Origin of the sequence: Massilia sp. GER05 (assembly GCF_052056005.1) — a bacterium.
GTDB lineage: Bacteria > Pseudomonadota > Gammaproteobacteria > Burkholderiales > Burkholderiaceae_D > Telluria > Telluria orientalis.
Genome location: NZ_CP178858.1, coordinates 6,086,520 through 6,108,860, shown reverse-complemented (window position 1 = coordinate 6,108,860; position 22,341 = coordinate 6,086,520). Strand labels below are relative to the sequence as shown.

14 protein-coding genes are annotated in these 22,341 nt (G+C 67.3%); 5 read left to right on the top strand and 9 right to left on the bottom strand.

The genetic code is table 11. The features are described 5' to 3' along the window. Positions 1-8: 8 nt before the first annotated feature. The 4 genes from ACL58G_RS26995 to ACL58G_RS26980 form a co-directional block, all read right to left on the bottom strand. On the bottom strand, positions 9-1,511 hold the full coding sequence (locus ACL58G_RS26995) for a tryptophan halogenase family protein (RefSeq protein WP_440963744.1): 1,503 nt from the start codon (positions 1,509-1,511) through the stop codon (positions 9-11). Between the two features lie 111 nt (positions 1,512-1,622). Next, entirely contained in the window at positions 1,623-2,027 is a 405-nt protein-coding gene (locus ACL58G_RS26990) for a hypothetical protein (RefSeq protein ID WP_413387465.1), read from the bottom strand. A gap of 82 nt (positions 2,028-2,109) precedes the next feature. After that, positions 2,110-2,685, bottom strand: coding sequence for a TerD family protein (locus ACL58G_RS26985; protein WP_259452037.1), 576 nt, complete (start codon positions 2,683-2,685; stop codon positions 2,110-2,112). Between the two features lie 32 nt (positions 2,686-2,717). Further along, positions 2,718-3,758 carry a DUF475 domain-containing protein gene (locus tag ACL58G_RS26980; RefSeq protein ID WP_440963743.1) on the bottom strand — a complete coding sequence of 347 codons (1,041 nt, stop codon included), beginning with the start codon at positions 3,756-3,758 and terminating at the stop codon, positions 2,718-2,720. A 175-nt stretch (positions 3,759-3,933) separates the two neighbouring features. On the opposite strand from ACL58G_RS26980, the gene ACL58G_RS26975 reads away from it, so the two are divergent. From ACL58G_RS26975 to ACL58G_RS26965, 3 genes are all read left to right on the top strand, one after another. Further along, positions 3,934-4,353, top strand: a complete 420-nt coding sequence (locus ACL58G_RS26975) for a divergent PAP2 family protein (RefSeq protein ID WP_371761626.1) — start codon at positions 3,934-3,936, stop codon at positions 4,351-4,353. A 240-nt stretch (positions 4,354-4,593) separates the two neighbouring features. Beyond that, complete coding sequence (locus ACL58G_RS26970; protein ID WP_413387468.1) at positions 4,594-5,784, top strand: efflux RND transporter periplasmic adaptor subunit; 1,191 nt, start codon at positions 4,594-4,596, stop codon at positions 5,782-5,784. Between the two features lie 15 nt (positions 5,785-5,799). Further along, a complete protein-coding gene (locus ACL58G_RS26965) occupies positions 5,800-9,000 on the top strand; it encodes an efflux RND transporter permease subunit (RefSeq protein ID WP_440963742.1) in 3,201 nt (1,066 codons plus the stop codon). Between the two features lie 185 nt (positions 9,001-9,185). On the opposite strand, the gene ACL58G_RS26960 is transcribed toward ACL58G_RS26965, so the two are convergent. The 4 genes from ACL58G_RS26960 to ACL58G_RS26945 all read right to left on the bottom strand — a co-directional run bounded on the left by ACL58G_RS26960 (position 9,186) and on the right by ACL58G_RS26945 (position 13,209). After that, entirely contained in the window at positions 9,186-9,623 is a 438-nt protein-coding gene (locus ACL58G_RS26960) for a hypothetical protein (RefSeq protein ID WP_413387470.1), read from the bottom strand. 291 nt (positions 9,624-9,914) lie between these two features. Continuing rightward, on the bottom strand, positions 9,915-10,892 hold the full coding sequence (locus tag ACL58G_RS26955; RefSeq protein ID WP_440963741.1) for an NAD(P)H-hydrate dehydratase: 978 nt from the start codon (positions 10,890-10,892) through the stop codon (positions 9,915-9,917). 9 nt (positions 10,893-10,901) lie between these two features. Next, positions 10,902-11,666, bottom strand: a complete 765-nt coding sequence (locus ACL58G_RS26950; protein WP_440968134.1) for a histidine phosphatase family protein — start codon at positions 11,664-11,666, stop codon at positions 10,902-10,904. Between the two features lie 142 nt (positions 11,667-11,808). Further along, the gene (locus tag ACL58G_RS26945; RefSeq protein WP_413387472.1) at positions 11,809-13,209 is read right to left on the bottom strand and encodes an L-cystine transporter; all 1,401 of its coding nucleotides are present in this window, start codon (positions 13,207-13,209) and stop codon (positions 11,809-11,811) included. Positions 13,210-13,371: 162 nt separating this feature from the next. On the opposite strand from ACL58G_RS26945, the gene ACL58G_RS26940 reads away from it, so the two are divergent. Beyond that, complete coding sequence (locus ACL58G_RS26940; RefSeq protein ID WP_440963740.1) at positions 13,372-19,092, top strand: alpha-2-macroglobulin family protein; 5,721 nt, start codon at positions 13,372-13,374, stop codon at positions 19,090-19,092. Then, complete coding sequence (pbpC, locus tag ACL58G_RS26935; protein WP_440963739.1) at positions 19,092-21,281, top strand: penicillin-binding protein 1C; 2,190 nt, start codon at positions 19,092-19,094, stop codon at positions 21,279-21,281. The genes ACL58G_RS26940 and pbpC overlap by 1 nt, the downstream gene beginning before the upstream one ends. Here pbpC and ACL58G_RS26930 read toward each other — a convergent pair. Continuing rightward, positions 21,191-22,204 (bottom strand): 5'-nucleotidase, encoded by a 1,014-nt coding sequence (locus ACL58G_RS26930; RefSeq protein ID WP_413387475.1) that lies wholly within the window; start codon positions 22,202-22,204, stop codon positions 21,191-21,193. The two genes, pbpC and ACL58G_RS26930, sit on opposite strands and share 91 nt — an antisense overlap. Positions 22,205-22,341 lie beyond the last annotated feature (137 nt).

The window sequence follows — 22,341 nt, the reverse complement described above, 5'->3', positions numbered from 1 at the left end:
CTACCAGCTTATGCTTTCGCGTTCTTCTCCAGATACGCCCCGTGCCCCGGCATCTTCGCCACCGTCTGCACGATCAGGTCGCGCAGTCCCGCGAAGTGCCCGTGCAGCTGGCGCATGTCGACATCGTCCACGAACGGATCGTAGCGCTTCGGCTCGACACCGAGGCCGACCAGCATCGCGACGAACGAGGGGAGGAGAAAACTGTCGCGGTCGAGGATCGCGACGCGGCCCGTCTCGCGGAACAGTTCGATCTGGTGCGCGAGCGAATCGGGGATCGTCATGTTCGCGCAATAGCGCCAGAATTCCGTGTCGTCGCGCTTCGTCAGCTTGTAGTGCATGACGATGAAGTCGCGGATCGACTCGTAGCGGCTGCCGATGATCCGGTTGAATTCGTCCGCCAGCTCGGGACGGAAATCGCGGTCCGGGAACTGTTCGATCAGGGTGCCGATCGCCGTTTCGATCAGGCTGATGCTGGTCGATTCCAGCGGTTCGACGAAGCCGGCCGACAGCCCCATCGCCACGACGTTCTTGACCCACGATTTCTTGCGCTTGCCGGTGACGAAGCGCAGCTGGCGCGGCTCGTCCAGCGCGGCCCCGTCGAGGCCGTCGAGCAGGTCCTGGCGCGCTTTCTCGTCGGTCGTGAACGCGTTGCTGTACACGTGGCCGTTGCCGGTGCGGTGCTGCAGCGGGATGCGCCACAGCCAGCCCGCGCCCTTGGCCGTCGAACGGGTGTACGGCGTCAGGGGTTCGACGCGCGCGCACGGGACGGCGAGGGCGCTGTTGCACGGCAGGTGCTCGCTCCAGTCGTCGTAGCCGGCCTTCATTGCCCCTTCGATCAGCAGGCCGCGGAAGCCCGAGCAGTCGATGAACAGGTCGCCGTCGAGCGTGCGGCCATCCGCCAGGCGCACGGCCGTGACGAAGCCCGTTTCCGGATGCTGGTCGACGCTGGTGATCGTCCCTTCGACGCGCTTGGCGCCGCGCGCCATCGCGTAATCGCGCAGGAAGGCGGCGTACAGGCCGGCGTCGAAATGGTAGCCGAACGAATAGGCGTCCGTGGCGCCCGGCTGCGCGTCGTTCGGCATCGTGAACTTGTTCTCGCGCGCCATGACCGATGCCATCGACCAGTTTTCCAGGGCCGGCATGTGATCGAAGGTGCGCGCGAGGCGCAGCCAGTAGTGGTGCGGCTGGATGCCGTTGATGGGCGGACCGAAGTCGCCGAAGCCGTGGAAGAAGCGGTTGCCGACGTGGCCCCAGTCCTTGAATTCGATGCCGAGCTTGAAGCTGGCCTGGGTCTTCTTGATGAAGTCCGCGTGGTCGAGCTGCAGGGCCGCGTTATAGAAGCGGATCGTCGGCAAGGTCGCTTCGCCCACCCCGATCGTGCCGATGTCCGGCGATTCCACCAGCACGATCTCGCAGCGCTGGCCCATGCGCTGGGCCAGCGGTGCCGCGGCCATCCAGCCGGCCGTGCCGCCCCCCACGATGACGATTTTACGGATGGGGTTTTGTTGCATGTCGTCTCCTGTCGTATTGCTTTCTCAGGAGAGTGTAGGGCAGGGACTTGTGGCCCGCAACAGAAATGTTTGCGTATAACATTTCTTTAACAAAATGGACGCAACAACGCATCACATATTGCTGGGGGCCACCGGATTCGACCCGCCGACGACGGCCTTGTCGACGAAGTACCCGGTCTCGCCGAAGCAGGTGCTCGGAACGCCGACGTGCTGCGAATAGGTCAGCTGCACGCGCTGCCCCATGGCCGCCTGCAGCTGGCGCACGACGTTCTCGTCGCGCACGGTGAAGTTGAAGCGCTCGGGAATGGCGCCCGGCATGCTGGACAGCAGGATCTCGCCTTCCCAGGTCTTGCACAGCCAGCCCTTGCGCGACAGTTTCTGCAGGTAGCCAGCCCGTTCGCCTTCCGAGTACGACCAGTTCAGCACGATCCACGTGTACAGGGCGAACAGCGCCACGGCGGCGATGACGACGGAGGCGAGGATGGCGATGGCGCGGCGCGGCAGGGTCTTGGGCATGGTCGGAGTAAGGTAAGGTAACGGGGCGTGACGAAGCGCGCCCATTCTGACATGGGCGCCCGGATTGTCAATTAGGCTAATCTTAGACCTGCACCCCGAACGAACGGGCGAGGGGGCCGAGGCCGCCGTTATAGCCCTGGCCCACGGCGCGGAATTTCCACTCGCTGCCATAGCGGTACAGCTCGCCGAAGATCATCGCCGTCTCCGTCGAGCTGTCTTCCGACAGGTCGTAGCGGGCGATCTCGCGCTCGCCGTCCGCGTTCAGGCAGCGGATGAAGGCGCGGGCGACCTGGCCGAAGCTCTGGCGGCGCTGGTCCGCTTCATGGATGGTGACGGCGAACGCGATCTTTTCCACCTCGGGCGGCACGCGCGTGAGGTCGACCATGAGGCGTTCGTCGTCGCCTTCGCCCTGGCCCGTGCGGTTGTCGCCCGTGTGCTTGACGGAGCCGTCGCTGGACTGCAGGTTGTTATAGAAGATGAAGTCGGCATCGCCGCGCACCTTGCCGTCGCCGCGCAGCAGGAAGGCGCTGCCGTCGAGGTCGAAGGTGGCGCCGTCGGTCGCGCGGGGATCCCAGCCGAGGCCGATGATGACCTTTTTCAGGTTCGGATCTTCCTTGGACAGGTTGACGTTGCCGCCTTTTTGCAAACTGATCGCCATCTTGCTTCCTTTCTATTGATGTCTACGGGTTTTCAGGTCGCCGACTCGAGTTGCTCGCGCTTCTTGTAGCGGATCGACGACCACAGCGATACCAGGATGAAGGCCACGCCGGACAGGCCGGTGAACCATTCGGGAATCTCGTACTCGACGCTGGCGAACATGATCAGGGCCAGGATGCCGATCGCGTAGTGCGCGCCGTGCTCGAGGAAGACGAATTCTTCCAGCGTGCCCTTGTGCACGAGGAACACGGTCAGCGACCGCACGAACATGGCGCCGATGGCGAGGCCGAGCATGATCACGACGACGTCGTTCGTGATGGCAAACGCGCCGATCACGCCGTCGAAGCTGAACGACGCGTCCAGCACTTCCAGGTATAAAAAGCCGCCGATACTGCCCTGCGAGATCAGCTTGCCGACGGCCGGGTCGGATTCTTCTTCCTCCAGCAGTCCGGAGAACCAGTTCACGCCCACGTACACGAGCACGCCGACGACGCCCGCGATGAGCGTGGACAGCTTGCGCTCCTGCGGCACGAGGCTCATGCAGCCGAACACGGCGAGCAGGGTGAGCAGGATGGCGAAGCCTTCCGAGCCGTACTTGCCGATCTTTTCTTCGATCCAGCCCAGCCAATGGAGTTCCTTTTCCTCGTCGAACAGGAAGTTGAGGAAGACCAGCAACAGGAATGCACCGCCGAACGCGGCCACTTCGGCATGGCGCGACGTCAGGTTGCGGGCGTACTCGTCCGGATTGTTGACGGCCATGTGCCAGACGTCGATCAGGCCCAGGCCCGTCGCCACCGACACGATGAGGAGGGGGAACAGCAGGCGCATGCCGAACACGGCGACGACGATGCCGACCGTGAGGAACAGTTTTTGCCAGAATGCGTTCCAGTTGCGCAGCACGGACGCGTTGACGACCGCGTTGTCGAACGACAGCGAGATCTCGAGCACGCCCAGCACGGCGGCGATCCACAGCGCTTGCAGGAGGCCGGCGCTGCCACCGTGGGAAAAGCCCCACCAGCCGGCCAGCGCCAGCAGGACGGCGGTGACGACGAACGACAACCTGAAATGTTGCATGTACCTCTCCAGTTCTTATCTACGCATTGTCTGAATGACCACACCGCGCATATTAACCCGTTTCCCGCTTTGGCGGGCGCATCGATCGCCACAGCGTGAATTGCTCACGTGACATCGCATCTGCCATAATGCCGCCCGGCGTCATGCCTCCCGTTTCCCCTTGAATGGATTTCACATGGATGTCTCTTATCTGGTCACCCCGGTGCTGACCTGGCTCGTGGTCGGCCCGATCAAATTCCTCATCAACAGTGCGCGCCAGGGGCGCTGGGCGTTCAACCTGGTCGGCAATGGCGGCTTTCCCAGCAACCACAGCGCCACCGTCACCAGCATGGCAACCCTGATCGCCCTGCGCGAGGGCATCGGCCATCCGGCGTTCGGCGTGGCCGTCACGCTGTGCTTCATCGTGATGATCGACGCCAACAGCCTGCGCCAGCACGTCGGCCGCCAGGCCGCCGCCATCAACCGCCTGGCCGCGGGACAAGCCGGCCACACGACCTTGCGCGAGCGGATGGGGCATACGCTCGTCGAGATCGGCGGGGGGATCGTGACCGGGATTCTGATGGGGAACCTGGTGTATCGCCTGCTCGTCCAGTAAGCAGCCACCAGGCGGCGGACGTCCGCCCTGTCCGCCGCCTGTCCGCCGCCTGTCCGTTTTGTCGCGCATTTCAACCTCGGCCAAACGCATTTCATCCCGCCTATCTGCAGTTCATCCCACCAAAACCGCGCTTTGCCGAAACGTCAATTGACGGTCAAGACCGCCTATTCGATACTGCGCGCTGGCCTTTTATATTCTTATTTTTACAGGTAACGAGTCCATCCTCGGGGGAACCAAGAAATGCTGCGCAAAACTATAATCTTCCTTGCTATTGCTTCCGCACTCAGTGCGTGCGGCAAACATGACAAGGACCCTGCAAAGCCCGACGCCGCTAACGCGCAGGCGGATGCGAAGCAGAAGGATGGCAAGGCCGTCCAGCTGCTCGTCGCTCCCGAGGATGTCCTGACCGTGCAGAGCAGTGCGCTCGCGAACGGTCCGGTGATCACGGGCTCGGTCCAGCCGGAACGCAAGGCCGACCTGCGCGCGGAAGTCTCCGCCATCGTGCTGCAGGTCCTGAAAGAGAACGGCGACCCGGTCAAGAAAGGCGACGTGCTCGTCAAGCTGGACGAGACGTCGATCCGCGACAGCCTGATGTCCGCCCAGGAAGCCCAGCGCGCCGCCTCCCAGGCCCTGGAGCAGTCGAACCGCGCCCTCGAGCGCCTGAAGACGCTGCGCGCGTCCGGCATGACGTCCGCCCAGGCGCTGGACGACGCCGAAGTGCGCCGCAACAGTGCCCAGAGCGAGCTGTCCGCCGCGAAGGCACGCCTCGTGGCCGCCCAGCAGCAGGTGACCCGCACCGTCGTGCGCGCGCCGTTCGACGGTATCGTCTCCGACCGTAAAGTCTCCCCCGGCGACACGGCCGCCATCGGCAAGGAATTGCTGAAGGTAATCGATCCGACGAGCATGCGCTTCGAAGGCCGCGTGTCGGCCGACAAGATCGCCGCCGTCAAGGTCGGCCAGCCGGTCTTCTTCCGCGTCAACGGTTACGGCGAGCAAAAGTTCACCGGCATCGTCAAGCGCATCGACCCGTCCGCGAACGACATCACGCGCCAGGTCGAGGTGCTCGTCGGCTTCACGAACGAGGCCCGTCCGCGCGTGGCCGGCCTGTATGCCGAGGGCCGCATCGACGCCGTCCTGTCCGACGCGATCACCTTGCCGGAATCCGCGATGGTCAAGGCCGGCGACAAGACGTATGCCTGGAAAGTGAAGGGCGGCCAGCTGGCGAAGATCGACCTGACGGTGGGTTCGCGCGATCCGCGCACCGGCAATTTCGAAATCAAGAATGGCCTGGCGTCCGGCGACACCGTGCTGCGTCACCCGGGCTCGACCCTGAAGGATGGGCAGAAGGTGGAGATGGCGGCCGCTGCGCGCGTCGCCAGCGCCGCAGGTACCGCCAACAGCGCCACCAACAGCGCACCCCAGGGTAAATAAGCGGGATTAACCACCATGTTCCTGTCCAATTTCAGTGTCAAGAAGCCCATCGCGACACTCGTGCTGATCATCGGCATGATGTGCATGGGCCTGCTCGCGCTCAATCACTTGCGCGTGAACCAGAACCCGGACGTCGAGATTCCGATCATCGTCGTGACGATCCCGTATCCGGGCGCGTCGCCGGAAACGTCCGAACGCGAACTCATCGAACGCCTCGAGAAGCAGATGCTCGCCATCACCGGCGTGACCGAGGTGAACGCGTACGCCAACGAGGGCAGCGCGACGATCGTGCTGCGTTTCGACTTCAAGCGCAACCTGATCGAGGCGTCGGACGACGTCCGCAACGCCATCGCGTCCGTCCGCTACAAGCTGCCGATCGAGATGCGCGAACCGGTGCTGCGCCGCGTCGACCCGTCCGCCCAGCCGATCATGAACCTGGCGCTGTCGTCGAGCACGCAGAGCCATGCCGAGATCTCGCGCCTGGCCGAAGACCAGCTGGCCGACCGCTTCCGTGCGATCGACGGCGTGGCCAACGTGCAGGTGAACGGTTCGCTGCGCCGTGAGCTGTCCGTGCTGCTCCATTCGGAAAAGCTGCGCGAATACAATGTTTCCGTCAGCGACGTCACGAATGCGCTGTCGCGCCAGAACACGAACGCGCCGGTCGGCAAGGTGCGTAGCGAACTGGACGAGAAGGGCATCCGCCTCGTCGGCCGCATCGAGCGTCCGGAAGATTTCTCGCAGGTGGTCGTCAAGCGCAACGGCGACACCGTCGTGCGCCTGAACCAGGTGGCCGACATCAAGGACGGCTTCGCCGACATCGACAGCGTGTCGATGCGCAGCGGCAAGCCCAACGTCGGTATCCAGATCGTGCGGTCGCGCGAAGGATCGACCGTCGGCATCGCCAAGAAGGTGCGCGCGGAAATCGAGCAGATCCGCAAGGAATTGCCGGCTGGCACCAAGCTGGACATTTCGTACGACGGCGGCGAAGACGCGCAGGACAGCCTGAACAACGTCATCGAATCGCTCGTGTTCGGCGCCGTGCTGACGATCTTCGTCGTGTACGCTTTCCTGAACTCGTGGCGTTCCACGCTGATCACCGCACTGTCGCTGCCGACGTCCGTGCTGGCCGCGTTCATCGCCGTGTGGCTGTGCGGCTTCACCCTGAACTTCATGACGCTGCTGGGCCTGTCGCTCGCGATCGGCGTGCTGATCGACGATGCGATCGTCGTGCGGGAAAACATCGTCCGCCACATGGAAAACGGTTCCGACCGCCGCACGGCCGCCCTCGAGGGTACCGCGGAGATCGGCATGGCCGTCGCGTCCACGACGTTCTCGATCATGGCCGTGTTCATCCCCGTCGCCTTCATGCCGGGCATCTCGGGCGAATGGTTCCGTCCGTTCGCACTCACGGTCGCCTGCTCCGTGATCGTGTCGCTGTTCATTTCGTTCACGCTCGACCCGATGCTGTCCGCCTACTGGGGCGACCCGCCGGGCCACCACCATGCGCCCAAGAAGGGCATCGAGAAATATCTCGCGCGCTTCAACACGTGGTTCGATCACCAGGCCAACCGCTACGGCCATGTGATCGCCTGGGCGCTGCACCACCGCCGCTGGATGGCCATCATCGCCGTCGCCAGCCTCGTCGCGGCGCTGGGCCTGCAGGGCAAGTTCGGCGGCACGTCGTTCCTGCCGAAGCAGGACAGCGGCCAGCTGCTGATCGAAGTGCGTACGCCGGCGTCGTCGTCGGTGGGCTATGCCCGCATGAAGATGGAAGAAGCGGCCACGCTGGCGCGCACGATGCCGGAGACGAAGGACACGAACGCCTCGATCAACTCGGGCGGCGGCCGCATCTACGTCGACATCGGCAAGCGCGGCGAACGCAAGCGCAGCGCCTCCGAGATCGCCGTCGAGTTGCGCGACAAGATCGCGCGCCTCGTCGGTGCCGAGTACACGGTCACGGACGACCTGAACGGCAACGGCAAGCCCGTGCAGATCGAATTCACCGGCTCGGATTCGCGCAAGCTGATGGACCTGACCAACGCGTACATGGACAAGCTGCGCCAGGTGCCGGGCGCCGTGGACGTCACGCTGTCCCAGCAGGATCCGAAGGACGAGCTGCAGATCGAGCTGGACCGCGGCCTGTCGAACATGATGGGCATCTCGGTCGGCGACGCCGCCACCGCGCTGCGCGTCGCGTTCGCCGGCATCGAGGTCGGCGACTGGGTCGACCCGACGGGCGAGACCCGCGACGTGGCCGTGCGCCTGGCGCCGGAAGACCGCGTGGGCCTGGAGAACATCGAGCGCCTGCCGATCGCCGTCACCGGCAGCAACATGATGGTGCCGTTGGACCAGATCGCCAAGATCACGATGGGCAAGGGTCCGTCCGCGATCGAGCACAAGGACGGCAAGCGCGTCGTGCGCGTGTCGGCCAATGCCCAGGGCCGCTCGAATGGCGAAGTCATGGACGACGCCCTCAAGCTGGCGAAATCGATGGACTTCCCGCCGGGCTATGGCCTGTCGTTGGGTGGCCAGAGCAAGGATCAGCAGGAGGTGTTCACGCAGATGACGATCGCGCTGGTCTCGGGTATCGGCCTCATGTACCTGATCCTGGTGATGCAGTTCGGCTCGTTCACGGCGCCGCTCGCCGTGATGCTGTCGCTGCCGCTGTCGCTGATCGGCGTCGTCGTCGCGCTGCTGCTCACGAACGGCACGCTGAACCTGATGAGCTTCATCGGCATCATCATGCTGATGGGTCTCGTGGCGAAGAACGCGATCCTGCTGCTGGACGCCGCCCGTACCCGGGAAGCGGAAGGCATGGACCGCGAAGACGCGCTGATGGCCGCCGGCCGCGCCCGCCTGCGTCCGATCCTGATGACGACGTTCGCGCTGATCGCCGGCATGCTGCCGGTGGCGCTGGCCCTGGGCGACTCGGGCGAGTTCTACCAGCCGCTGGCCATCGCGATCATCGGCGGCACGGTCACGTCGACCGTGCTGACCCTGCTGGTCGTCCCGACCTTCTACGACAGCATCGAGATCGCCCGCGACCGCATGGTGGCCAAGTTCCACCGCCGCGCGGCCCGCTTCACGGCGCTGCCGGCGTTCGTGATGACCTTCGTCGAAGCGATCTTCACGCTGGTGCTCGTGCGCCTGGTCTTCCGCCTGATCGTGAAGGCCGGCCGCTTCGCTACCGGCCGCGGCCGCCCGGCGACGGCGTAACGGTGTGGTGCCGGCTGCGGCCGGCATGCAATGAGAAGGGCCTGCAAGCGCAGGCCCAAGAAGACCTGCCCCGCAGGTCTTTTTTTTTCATCGTGTCACGGCATGCACTAGGGCCGCATCCGCCGCGCCCAGTGCATGCCGGTGCCAAGGGCCGTTCCCGACCCTTGGCCGGTGCGCCACGGCGATCAGCGGCCCGAGGTGCCGGTCCCCGAGGTGCCGGTGCCCGACGTGTCGCTGCCGGTCGTGCCCGACGTGCCCGACGTGCCCGACGAGCCGGTGCCGCCGGTCGTGCCCGTTGCGCCGGTACCGGTGGTGCCGGTTGCGCCCGTGCCGGTGGTGCCGGTGCCCGTTGCGCCCGTGCCGGTGTCGCCGGTGGTGCCGGTCGCGCCGGTTGCGCCGCCCATCGTGCCGGTCGCTCCGGTGCCGGTGCCGGTGGTGTCACCCGTCGTGCCCGTGCCGGTGGCACCGGTCGTGCCGCTGGTGCCGGAGCTGCTGCTCGGCGCGGTGGCCGACGTGTCGCCGGTACCGGTCGTGCTGGTGGTGTCATTCTTCTTGCAAGCGGCCAGGCTGGCCATCAGGGCTGCAGCAAACAGAATTTTCGATGCGTTGTTAAGAGCTTTCATTTGTTTTACTCCTCGTTCACGTCTATCGTTTACCGCCGTCTCCCGGTGAGCACTGGAAGTGAGGCGGGGCTTGGGTTCCCGATGGACCATGCGGTCCAAGCGTGAACCATCAGGGAACCGACGCAATACGCGGCCCCGGTGGCGTACGAATCCGACTGTCAGCATTTGACCGGCAGCGTGCCGGCCGGTTCGTCGGATTGCACGCCTTCTGCTTTGGGAAACCGGAGTCTCCCTTGTTCCGCCGTGCCGCCTGCAACTTCGACACATGCGGATTGGATAAGAGCCGAACCGTCATCGTTCAACCCTTTGTCCCCCGGCGAAGCTGCCGGATGGTCGTGACGCCGCATCGGCGCTGTCGCCGGCGGCCTGTTCGAGCAGGGCGGGAATGACGTCGCACAATTCCCGCGCCAGGTAACCCAGTCTGCCGAAGCGTTCGGCGAGGCGCTCGCCCGCGCGCGCGTGCAGCGCGACGCCCCAGGCGGCGGCCTGCGCGAGCGTGGCGCCGCGCGCCGCGAGCCCCGCGATGATGCCGGCCAGCACGTCGCCCGAACCGGACGTGGCGAGCCCGACGTTGCCGCCTTCGTGCTGCCATCGTTCGCCGCCCGGCGCCGCGATCACGGTGCGCGCGCCCTTCAGCGCGACGACGGCGTTCCAGTGTTGGGCCGCTTCGATGGCATGGCGGTCCGGTGCCGCGCCGATCTCGTCTTTCGCGATGTCGGTCAGGTGGGCCATCTCGCCCGCATGCGGCGTCAACAGGACCGGCACGTTGAAGCGGAAGGGTGGGTTGCCCACGGGCGGATGCAACACCGCGCCCATCGCCTCGGCGTCGAGCAACACGTTCGTGTCGGTGCCGTCGAGACGCGGCAGCAGCGCGTGCACGAGGCGGGCCGTCGCGACCTCGTCCCGCATGCCGGGGCCGATGAGGATGGCGCTGATCTTGTCCGCAAGCGGATCGAGCGCGGCCACGGCTTCGACCGTGAAGCCGCCGGCATCGTTTTCCGCCAGCCCCAGCACGCGCGATTCCGGAATAGCGAGCGCTACCAATTGGGCCACGCTGCGGCCGGTGGCGATGGTCAGCTTGCCGGCGCCGGCGCGCAGGGCTGCCGTCGCGGCCAGGATCACGGGGCCCGGCATCTCGCGCGAGCCGCCGAGGACGAGCACGTGGCCGCGGTCTTCCTTGTCGGCGTCGTTCGAGGGCACGGGCAGCGGCCAGCTGCGCAGCAGGCTCGTATCGACGTCGCGCGGGCGGGCATGGGTGTGCAGCGTCATGAAAGGACCTCAGGCCTTGGCGGCGGTGGGCTGGTCTTTGGCGACCGTGACCGGCGTGCCGGTGGCTTCGAGCGGGGCGACGAAATTGACCAGGCGGACGGCCAGCTTGCCGCGCTTGCCCAGCGTGGGATCGAACGCGTAGGACGTGACGGAGCAGTTCGGCACATCGCCGGCGCGGTCCTGCTCGAGGATCGTCGCCTCGTCCATCCGCTCGATCAGGTAGCGGAAGCAATTGACGATGACCTGGTGCGCGACGATCAGCACGCGCTCGCGCGGGTACTCGCGCGTGATGGTGTCGAGGACGCTGCGCAGGCGCAGGATGACGTCGCACCAGCTCTCGCCGCCCGGCGGGCGGAAATAGAACTTGCCGACGTGGTGGCGTTGCTCATGCAGCTCGGGATATTTCTCGGCAATACCGCGCACCGTCAGGCGGTCGAGGATGCCGAACTCCTTTTCGCGCAGCCGCTCGTCGGCGTGGACGGCCAGCAACTCGTCGCGGTTCAGGCGCTGCATCAGGATATTGGCGGTCTCGGCGGCGCGCACGTACGGCGAATGCAGCACGACGTTCGGCTGGCTGCCGGGCGGCAGCGCGGCGAACCAGCCCGACAGGGCCTGCGACTGGCGCACGCCCAGCTCGGACAGGGGCACGTCGACGTCGCGCTCGGCGATGTCGATGAGCAGGCCCGCCGCCGCTTCGGCGGCATCGCGCGCGACATTACCGGCGCTTTGCCCGTGCCTGACGAGCCAGATTTCCTGTGGCCACTTTTGATCCATCATCCGACCGTTTGTGATTTTGACATGACGCGATCATAGACGGATTCGGCGGGATTTCCGCGCACGATTCCGGACGAAAACGTGTGCCAAAACGACGTGTAGGCGGGCTCTTACGTGGACAGGAGAAAGGTTTGCACCACCTTTACGCCACTTGCTCCTCGCTGTCGAGGTTGACTTCGGCGTCGCTGTCGAACACGGTCATGTCGGTCTGGCCGAGCACGCGGCTGGCGAACGTGCCGGCCGTGATGGACCCGCTGACGTTGAGGGCGGTGCGGCCCATGTCGATCAGCGGCTCGATGGAAATCAGCAGGCCCGCCAGCGCGACGGGCAGGTTCAGCGCCGACAGCACGATCAGGGCGGCGAACGTGGCGCCGCCGCCCACGCCGGCCACGCCGACGGAACCGATGGTGACGATGCCGACCAGGGGCAACAGGAAGCTGCTCGTGAACGGATCGATGCCGACGGTGGGCGCGATCATGACCGCGAGCATCGCCGGATAGATGCCGGCGCAGCCGTTCTGGCCCATCATCGAGCCGAACGACGCGGCGAAGTTGGCGATGCCCTCCGGCGTGCCGAGGCGCGCGGTCTGCGTCTGCACGCTCATCGGGATCGAACCGGCCGACGTGCGCGACGTGAACGCGAAGGCGAGCACGGGGAAGATCTTCTTTACGTAGCGGCCCGGGTTCAGGCCCACGGCCGCGATGATCAGCAGGTGCACCCCGAACATCAGGATCAGCGCGCTGTACGATGCCGCCACGAAGCCGATCAGCTTCAGGATGTCTTGCACGCTGGAGCTCGCCAGCACCTGCGTGATCAGGGCGAACACGCCGAACGGGGTCAGGCGCAGCACGAGCGTCACCATGCGCATCACGATCACGTGGGCGACGTGGACGAACTCGCTGAACTTTTCGAATACGTCCGGCTTCTTGGCGGCAATGCCCGTGGCGGACACACCGATGAAGATCGAGAACAGCACGACGGCAATGGTCGACGTCTTGCGCGCGCCCGTCATGTCGAGGAAGGGATTCTCGGGAATGAACGACAGGATCATGGTCGGCAGCGACACATCCTGCGCCGTCGCCAGCTTGCCTTCTAAATAGTGGCCGCGCGCGACTTCGGCCGCGCTCGACGTCAGGCCGACGGCGGACAGGCCGTACAGCTTGGCCATCAGGATGCCGATCGAGGCGGCGATGGCCGTCGTGACCATCAGCGTGCCGAGCGTCAGCGCACTGATCTTGCCGAGCGACGAGGCATCGCGCAGCTTGAGGATGGCCTGGATGATGGAGACCATGATCAGCGGCATGATAATCATCTGCAGCAGCTTTACATAGCCCGTGCCGACGATGTCGAGGTACGCATTCGTCTGTGCAATGACTGGTGAACCGTTGCCGTAGAACGCCTGGAACGCCGCGCCGAGGACGATGCCCAGGCCGAGGCCCGTGAACACGCGTTTCGTGAAAGACAGGTGGCGTTGCTGCATGACGTACAGCAGGCCGCACGCGGCCAGGGCGATGGCCAGGTTCAGGATCAGGGGAAGACTCATGGTCTTATATGCGTACAGGAAATATAAGATCCGCATTCTATATCCAATCATGCACGTTTGCATGACGCTCACGATGTGTTGCAATTGTTAAACGTTGTTGACACTGCAAGCCGAGTTTGCAACACTCAGCCGTCGTCCGTCCGCCATCTCCCGGGAGAAACCATGGCCGTCCTGCGCCGCCTGCTGTGCTTCGTCTTGTTGTGCTGCTGGTCCGGCGCGTGGGCGCAGACCGCTGTCTCCGGTTTTTCGCCCGAAGGGCAGGTGCGGCGCGTGCGCCAGGCCGTGGCACGTTTTTCGCAGCCGATGGTCGCGTTCGGCGATTTGCGCGCCGAGACGCCGTTCGACGTCGCGTGCGCCGTGCCGGGCAGCGGCCGCTGGGTCGATGCGCAGACGTGGAGCTATGACTTCGAACGCGACCTGCCGGGTGCCACGAGCTGCCGTTTCACGCTGAAACCCAACGTGCGCGACCTGGCCGGCCAGCCGCTGGCGGGGCCACAGGCATTCACGGTTGCCACGGGCGGCCCGGCCGTGCTGGAAACGCTGCCGCGCGAAGGGGCGTCCGGCATCGACGAGAAACAGGCCTTCGTGCTCGCGCTGTCCGCGCCCGCGTCGGCCGACAGCATCCTGAAACAGGCGTGGTGCCGCGCGGACGGCGCCAGCGACAAGATCGGCGTGACCCTGGTGCAGGGCGAGCAGCGCGCACAGGTGCTGGCTACGTCCCGCTGGTTCGTCCGGCAAATCGTCGCAGAGGACCGCGGCAAGGAAGACATCGGACCATACCCGGACGCGCAGCTGCGCGCCGACGACAAGGCCGGCCGCCTGGCCCGCATCGTCGTGCTGCAATGCCGCCGCACGTTGCCGTCGAACGCGGACGTGGCGCTCGTCTGGGGCGCCGGCGTGGCTGCGCCGAACGGCATCGCGACGGCCGAGGACCAGACGCTCTCGTTCAAGACGCGCGCCGATTTCACGGCCCGCTTCAACTGCGAGAAAGTCAACGCGCGGTCCCAGTGCATTCCGTTCCAGCCGATGCGCGTGGACTTCAGCGCGCCCGTGCGCGCGGCCGACGCGGCCAGGGTCTACCTGGAAGGGCCCGGCGGCAAGCGCTGGCCGGCGCGCATCGACAAGGAAGGCGGGCGGACGCCGGAGTTCGTGGACCAGGCCAGTGTGCCGGGGCCGTTCCCGGAACAGGCAAGATTCACGCTGCACCTGCCGGCCGACCTGCGCGACGATGCGAGCCGGTCCCTCGTCAACGCGGGCCGCTTTCCGCTCGCCGTGCGCACGGGCGAGCAGCCGCCGCTCGTCAAGTTCGCGGCGCCGTTCGGCATCATCGAGGCGAACGGCGACCGCCTGCTGCCCGTCACCGTGCGCAACGTCGAGGCGCGCCTGGCAGGCCGCGTGCACACGAACGGCGTCGCCATGCGCCTCGACGCCAGCCGCACCGCCGACGTGCTCACGTGGCTGCGCAAGGTCGCGGGGCCGCATGGCGGGCTGAATCCCAGCCAGCCGGAAGGCGATCAACTGAAGGTGTCGATCTTCAAGGGCGCCAGGCCGGACGCGCTGCAGCGCTTCACGCTCCCGAAACCGCTCGGCCGGCGCGCGTTCGAAGTGATCGGCATCCCGCTGCGCCAGCCCGGCTTCTACGCCGTCGAACTGGAAAGCCCGCGCCTGGGCGCCGCGCTGAATCCGAAGGGCCGCACGGCCTACGTGCGCAGCGCGGCCCTCGTCACGAATCTCGCCGCGCACTTCAAGCTCGGCGCGCAATCGTCGCTCGTGTGGGTGACGTCGCTCGACAAGGGCCAGCCCGTCGCGGGCGCCCGCGTGGAAGTGCGCGACTGCGGCGCGCGGCTGCTGTGGAGCGGCACGAGCGACGCCGCCGGCATCGCGCGCATCCGCCAGGCGCTCCCGCGTGCGCGCTGCAAGGAAGGCGACATCTACGTCGTGACGGCCGCGCGCGGCGACGACTTCACGTTCACCCTGTCCGACTGGCAGCAGGGCATCGAGGCATGGCGTTTCAACCTGCCCACGGGCAGCCGCGACGAGGACAGCCGCATCGTCGCCACCGTGTTCGACCGTACCCTGCTGCGCGCCGGCGAAACCGTCCACATGAAGCACTACCTGCGCCGCCGCACGCAGCAGGGTTTTGCCTTCGTGCGCGCGAAGGATCCGGCGCCATCGGCGCTCCGCGACTGGCGCGCGCAGGAACTTGGCACGGACAAGACGGCGCTGCCGGCGCGCGGCTTCCTCGTCCACCAGGGCAGCGGCGAAAAGGTCGAATTCCCGCTGCGCTGGGACGCGAACGGCAGCGCCGAAGGCGAGTGGGCGATCCCGGCGGAAGCGAAGCTCGGCGGTTACGACGTGCTGATCGGCGGCCAGGTGGCGGGCGATTTCCGTGTCGAGCAATTCCGCGTGCCGACGATGAAGGCGCAACTGGCGGGACCGAAGCAACCCGCCGTGGCGCCGCGGGCCGTCACGCTCGATGCGCAGGTGAGCTATTTGTCCGGCGGCCCGGCGGGTCTCGCACCGGTGAAATTGCGCAGCGTCGTGCAGGATACCGGCGTGCAGTTCGCCGACTACGACGAGTTCGCGCTGGGTGCGGGCGATGTGCGTGAGGGCGTCGTCGACCAGGGTAGCGAGGGCGAGGAAGAGACGGCATCGGAAGGCACGCCCGGCCAGGAAGTGGCGCGCACGCAGAGCCTGCAGCTCGACCGCGCGGGTGGCGCGCGCATCGTCGTCGACAAGCTGCCGGCGATCGAGCGCCCGAAAAGCCTGCTGGCGGAATTGTCGTACCAAGACGCCAACGGCGAGACCTTGACGGTCTCCACGCGCGTGCCGCTGTGGCCATCCGCGTACGTCGTCGGCATCAAGCCCGATGGCTGGCTGCTGCGCCGCGATGCGCTGAAATTCCAGACCGTCGTGCTGGACGTCGCCGGCAAGCCGGTGGCGAACGTGCCGGTGACGGTCGACCTGCTCAAGCGCGCGACGTATTCGCACCGGCGCCGTCTCGTCGGCGGCTTTTACGCCTACGAGCACAGCGCCGAGATCAAGCGCATCGGCGAGGCGTGCAGCGGCACGACGGACATGCGCGGCCTGCTCGTGTGCGACGTGAAGGCACCCGCCGACGGTGACCTGATCCTGCGCGCCCGAGCGACCGATCCGCAGCAACGCGTGGCGGCCACCCATCGCGAAGTCTACGTGGCGGGCGATGAAGAGCAGTGGTTCGCGAACGCGGACCACGACCGCATCGACCTGCTGCCGGCGCAGAAGCGCTACGAACCGGGCGAGCAGGCGCGCTTCCAGGTGCGCAGCCCGTTCCGCCGCGCGACCGTGCTCGTGACCGTCGAGCGCGAGGGCATCCTCGACACGTACGTGCGGCGCCTGTCCGGCCGCGACCAGACGATCTCGATTCCCGTGAAAGCGAGCTATGCGCCGAACGTGTTCGTGTCGGCCCTCGTCGTGCGCGGGCGCGTGGCGGGCGTGCAGCCGACGGCGCTCGTCGACCTGGGCAAGCCCGCCTATAAACTCGGGATCGCGCCGATCCGCGTGGGCTGGAAGGGGCACGAACTGAAGGTCGACGTCGCGGCCGACAAGCCCGTGTACAAGGTGCGCGAACGTGCGCAGGTGACCATCCGCGTGCGCGACCCGGACGGCACGCGGCCGGCGGCCGGTACGGAAGTCGCCGTGGCCGCCGTCGATGCCGGCCTGCTGGAACTGATGCCCAACACGAGCTGGAATCTGCTCGAGACGATGATGCACGAGCGCAGCCTGCAGGTGGAGACGTCGACGGCGCAGATGCAGGTCGTCGGCAAGCGCCACTTCGGCCGCAAGGCGTTCCCGCACGGCGGGGGCGGCGGCCGCGGCGCCGGGCGCGAACTGTTCGAGACGCTGCTGCTGTGGAAGGGCAAGGTCGTCCTCGATGCGAACGGCGAGGCGAAAGTCGACGTGCCGCTGAACGATTCGCTGACGTCGTTCCGCGTCGTCGCCGTGGCGAGCAGCGGCGCGGGCCGGTTCGGCACGGGCGGCACGGACATCCGCACGTCGCAAGACCTGATGCTCGTCTCCGGCCTGCCGCCGCAGGTGCGCGAAGGAGACCGCCTGCGCGCCGGGTTCACGCTGCGCAACGCGTCCGAACGGCAGCTGGCCATCCGCCTGGACGCCGGCGTGACGGCCGATGGCGGCGAGGCGCAGGCGCTGCCGCGCCAGGACATCGTGCTCGCGCCGGGCGAATCGCGCGAAGCGGGCTGGGATTATGCGGTGCCGGCAGGCGCGGCGAAGCTGCAGTGGGACGTCATGGCGGCAGGCGAGGGCGCGAGCGACCGCATGCGCGTCACGCAGCAGGTGAACGTCGCCGTGCCGGTCCGCACCCTGCAGGCGACGCTCGTGCAGATCGACGGCACGAAGACGATGCCCGTCGAGCGCCCGGCCGACGCGCTGCCGGGACGCGGCGGCATCCGCACGACCCTGCAGGCGCGCCTCGGCAGCGACCTGCCGGGCGTGCGCGACTACATGACGGCGTACCCGTACACGTGCTTCGAACAGCGCACGTCGCGCGCCGTGGCGCTGCAGGACAAGGCGATGTGGGACACGGTCGTCACGACCTTGCCGTCGCACCTGGACGGCGATGGTCTCGTCAAGTATTTCGCGCCGATGGACCAGGGCAGCGACGTGCTCACGGCCTATGTGCTGTCCGTGACGCATGAAGCGGGCTACGCGATTCCCGACGAGCTGCGCGGCCGCATGGAAGCGGGCCTCGCCGCGTTCGTCGAAGGGAAGATCGTGCGCGGCAGCGGCCGCGCGACGGGTGAACTGGCCGTGCGCAAGCTGGCGGCGCTGGAAGCGCTGTCGCGCGACACGCAGATTCAGCCGGCCCTGCTGGACTCGATCGAGGTGCGGCCGAACCTGTGGCCCACGTCCGCCGTCATCGACTGGTATTTGATCCTGAAACGCACGCCGGCGCTGCCGCAGCGCGACCAGCGCCTCGCGCAGGCCGGCCAGGTCCTGCGCGCGCGCCTGAACCTGCAAGGCACGACGATGGGCTTTTCGACGGAGCGCGCGGACGGTTGGTGGTGGCTCATGACGTCCGTCGACGTCAACGCCAACCGCCTGCTGCTGGCGACGCTGGACGATCCCGCGTGGAAGGTCGACGCCGGCCGCCTCGCGCGCGGCGCCCTGGGCCGCCAGCAGCACGGCCACTGGGACACGACGACGGCCAACGCCTGGGGCACCGTCGCGCTCAAGCGCTTCTCCGAAATCTACGAGCGCGAGCCGGTGACGGGCAGCGCCAATCTCGTCGTCACGGGCGCGGATGCAAAACCCGTCAGCTGGACCGGGACCGTGCCGGCGACCGTGCTGCAGGCCTGGCCGCAGGGCCGTGGCACCTTGACCATGCGCCAGCTGGGCAGCGGCAAGCCCTGGGCGACGGTCCAGAGCCTCGCGGCCGTGCCGCTGAAGGCGCCGCTGTCGTCCGGCTACCGCATCGCACGCACCGTCACGCCGGTCGAACAGAAGGTCAAGGGCACGTGGTCGCGCGGCGACGTCTACCGCGTCCACCTCGACATCGACGCGCAATCGGACATGACGTGGGTCGTCGTCGACGATCCGATCCCGGCCGGCGCCAGTGTGCTCGGTTCGGGCCTGGGCCGCGATTCGCAGATCGCGACGGCCGGCGAACGCCGCACCGGCTGGACGTGGCCGGCGTTCGAGGAGCGCCTGCACACCGGCTACCGCGCGTACTACGAATGGGTGCCGAAGGGCCGCTTCACCGTCGAGTACACGGTGCGGCTGAACAACGAGGGCCGCTTCGCGCTGCCCACCACGCGCGTGGAAGCCATGTACGCGCCGGAGATGTTCGGCGAAGTGCCGAACGCGGGGATGACGGTGCAGTGATGAAGTATGTGTTCTGGTTGCTGCTGCTGTTGGCGATGCCGGTGCATGCCGCCGTGCCGACGCCGCAGGAAGTGAAGGCAGCCTGGCGCTCGTCCGACACGACGCTGCTCGACCGCCACGGCGAGACCCTCGCCACGGTGCGCGTGGACATGGCGGGCCGGCGGCTCGGCTGGGTGGCGCTGGACGACATCTCGCCCACGCTCGGCCGCGCCGTGCTGCAGGCCGAGGACCAGCGCTTCATGGAGCACGGCGGCATCGACTTCCAGGCCATCGGCAAGGCTGCGTGGGACAATTTGTTCAGCAGCGGCCAGCAGCGCACGCGGGGCGCGTCGACGATCACGATGCAGCTCGCGGGCCTGCTCGATCCGAAGCTGGCCCCGCGGTCAAAGGGCCGCACGTGGGCGCGCAAATGGGACCAGGCGCTCGCCGCGCGCGAACTGGAAGCCGGCTGGAGCAAGCGCCAGATCCTCGAAGCCTATTTGAACCTGGCCAGCTATCGCGGCGAGCTGCAAGGCATCGGCGCCGCCGCGCGCAACCTGTTCGGCAAGGCGCCGTCCGGGCTGGACGCGGGCGAGGCCGCGATCCTCGCGAGCCTGTTGCGCGCACCGACGGCGCCGCCGCGGACGGTCGCCCGGCGCGCCTGCGCGCTCGCACGCGAGCTCGCGGGTGAGCTCGAACCGCGCACGGATTGCGCGGCCATCGAGTGGGAAGTCGACGCGGCGTTCGCGCGCACCGCGTCCGCGCCGGTATCCGCGCCGACGGGTGTGACGCCGCAGTTCGTGCGGCGCCTCGGCGGCGCAGTGGGCTCCAGTTCGGGCAGCGTCGTGCGCAGCACGCTCGACGCAAGCTTGCAGCGCTTTGCCGTCGCCGCGCTGCGCCGCCACCTCGCCGAACTGGCCGAACGCAACGTCGGCGACGGCGCCGTGATCGTCATCGACAACGCCAGCGGCGACGTGCTGGCGTATGTCGCGAACGGCGGCGCCGGCGAAGTGGATGGCGTGACGGCGCTGCGCCAGGCCGGGTCCACGCTGAAACCGTTCTTGTACGAGCTGGCGCTGGAACGGGGGCAGTTGACGGCGGCGTCGCTGCTGGACGACACGCCCGTCGACATTCCGACCGTCGGCGGCCTGTATGTGCCGCAGAACTATGACCACCAGTACCGCGATGCGGCGTCGGTGCGCACGAGCCTTGCCGGCTCGCTGAACGTGCCCGCGGTGCGCACGCTGATGCTGACGGGACTGGAGCGCTTTCACGAGCGCCTGCGGCAGCTGGGCATCACGAGCCTGACCGAGGCGCCGGAGTTCTACGGCTGGTCGCTGGCGCTGGGCTCGGGCGACGTCAGCCTGCTGGAACTCGCGCACGCTTATCGCACGCTCGCGAACGGCGGCGTGCAGGACGGCAAACGACGCGTGCTGGATGCGCGCGCCAGCTTCATCGTGGCCGACATCCTGTCCGACCGCGCGGCCCGCAGCACGACGTTCGGCCTTTCCAACGAACTCGCCACCGGATTCTGGAGCGCCGTCAAGACGGGCACCAGCAAGGACATGCGCGACAACTGGTGCGTGGGCTTTTCGGACCGCTACACGGTCGGCGTGTGGGTCGGGAATTTCGACGGCGGCTCGATGTGGGACGTGTCCGGCGTGTCGGGCGCGGCGCCCGTGTGGCGCGACGTGATGGACTACCTGCACCGCGACCGCCCGAGCCGGCCGCCCGCCGCCCCGCCGGGCATCGTGCGCCAGACGGTCCGCTTCGCGCCGGCCGTGGAGCCCGAGCGCGGCGAATGGTTCGTGCGCGGCACGGAAGTCGCGCTGGTCGAGATGCTGCCGCCGGCGAAGCGCGCGCCGCGCATCGTGTATCCGGCCGCGGACAGTGTCATCGCGCTCGATCCGGACATCCCGGCACCGCTGCAGCGCGTGAGCCTGCGCGCCTACGGCGGCGCGGGCCTGCGCTGGGAACTCGACGGCGCGGATGCCGGCCCGGCCGACAGGGGCGCCACGTGGGCGCCGCTGCCGGGCGAGCATGAAGTGAAGCTGGTGGGAGAAGATGGCCGGGCGGTGGCCGCCGCCCGGTTTGAAGTACGTGGAGCGGCGGCTCCGGGTCAGCTGGCTTCCACTTTTTCGACCAGCACCGGCGGCTCCGCGATCAGGTCGAGCGGCAACGGCGAGAACAGCGGCGAGTCCGAGCGGTAGGGCACGCGTCCGGACGGCACGTGGCGCGCGGCCGGGTCCAGGTGCAGGTCCTGGTCGTCGAAGAACAGGTGCGCGCGGAATGCCTTGACGACCTTCGACTTCGGCACGCCGCCGAGGAAGAAGATCTCGTTCACGTACACGCCCCAGTGGCGCAGGGTATTGATGACCCGCATCTCGGCCGGCGCGCTGCGCGCCGTCACGATCGCGATGCGCACCGGCGACACGTCCGCGCCGAACGGCAGCCGTTCCTGCAGGCGCGCGAGCCGGCGCAGCAGGATCGCGTACGGACCGTCCTTCATCGGTTCGTTCTGCTTCTCGTCCTCGATCGTGTGGAAGCGGTCGAGGCCCTCGGTCTTGTAGACCAGTTCACTGGAATCGTCGAACAGCACGGCGTCGCCGTCGAAGGCGATGCGCACCTGGTCTTCCGGCGGCGCCTCGGCCGCGTGCGGCGGCGGCTTCAGGACCGCGGCGGCGCAGGCCTGCGCATCGATCACGCGCTGGGCGTCTTCGACATTCGTCGTCAGGAACAGGTCGACGGCAAAGGCGTCCAGGTAATCGACGACGGACTCGCCGCCGGTGAACGCATGGCGCGAAATCGGCAGGCCGCGCGACCGGATGTTGTTGAAGACGCGGACACCGGTCTCCGGGCTGTTGCGCGACATGACGACGACTTCGACGAGCGGCTTCGATTCGGACGGCGCATAGCGGTTCAGGCCGAGCAGGGCGCGCACGAGGGCCATGCCGGTGCCGTCGCGCAACGGCTCGTTCTCGCGCTCGAGCATGTAGGCGCGGTATTCCTCCAGTGCGCTCTGGGGATTCTTGATGGATCTGGCTTTGTAGATAGCGTCGGCTTCTGCCAGGTCGAACAGGGCGGTGGCGGAGATGCCGACCACGAGGGTATCGGAAAGGTCGAGGGGAGGCATGGCAGTCGGATTCCTTGGTGGCGGAACGGGAGCATTCCAAACGGAAATTATCGAGGGCAGGGCTAAAGGATACTTGAGTTCAATCGACCACCCCGCCTGAGCGAGCGCAAACTGCTCATGCGGTACGGGTAAGACCA

Coding starts and splice junctions, on each gene's coding strand:
- ACL58G_RS26995 (WP_440963744.1), bottom strand. CDS start 1,511: ATGCAACAAAACCCCATCCGTAAAATCGTCATCGTGGGGGGCGGCACG.
- pbpC (WP_440963739.1), top strand. CDS start 19,092: ATGAAGTATGTGTTCTGGTTGCTGCTGCTGTTGGCGATGCCGGTGCAT.
- ACL58G_RS26975 (WP_371761626.1), top strand. CDS start 3,934: ATGGATGTCTCTTATCTGGTCACCCCGGTGCTGACCTGGCTCGTGGTC.
- ACL58G_RS26930 (WP_413387475.1), bottom strand. CDS start 22,204: ATGCCTCCCCTCGACCTTTCCGATACCCTCGTGGTCGGCATCTCCGCC.
- ACL58G_RS26950 (WP_440968134.1), bottom strand. CDS start 11,666: ATGGATCAAAAGTGGCCACAGGAAATCTGGCTCGTCAGGCACGGGCAA.
- ACL58G_RS26940 (WP_440963740.1), top strand. CDS start 13,372: ATGGCCGTCCTGCGCCGCCTGCTGTGCTTCGTCTTGTTGTGCTGCTGG.
- ACL58G_RS26955 (WP_440963741.1), bottom strand. CDS start 10,892: ATGACGCTGCACACCCATGCCCGCCCGCGCGACGTCGATACGAGCCTG.
- ACL58G_RS26965 (WP_440963742.1), top strand. CDS start 5,800: ATGTTCCTGTCCAATTTCAGTGTCAAGAAGCCCATCGCGACACTCGTG.
- ACL58G_RS26960 (WP_413387470.1), bottom strand. CDS start 9,623: ATGAAAGCTCTTAACAACGCATCGAAAATTCTGTTTGCTGCAGCCCTG.
- ACL58G_RS26990 (WP_413387465.1), bottom strand. CDS start 2,027: ATGCCCAAGACCCTGCCGCGCCGCGCCATCGCCATCCTCGCCTCCGTC.
- ACL58G_RS26970 (WP_413387468.1), top strand. CDS start 4,594: ATGCTGCGCAAAACTATAATCTTCCTTGCTATTGCTTCCGCACTCAGT.
- ACL58G_RS26980 (WP_440963743.1), bottom strand. CDS start 3,758: ATGCAACATTTCAGGTTGTCGTTCGTCGTCACCGCCGTCCTGCTGGCG.
- ACL58G_RS26985 (WP_259452037.1), bottom strand. CDS start 2,685: ATGGCGATCAGTTTGCAAAAAGGCGGCAACGTCAACCTGTCCAAGGAA.
- ACL58G_RS26945 (WP_413387472.1), bottom strand. CDS start 13,209: ATGAGTCTTCCCCTGATCCTGAACCTGGCCATCGCCCTGGCCGCGTGC.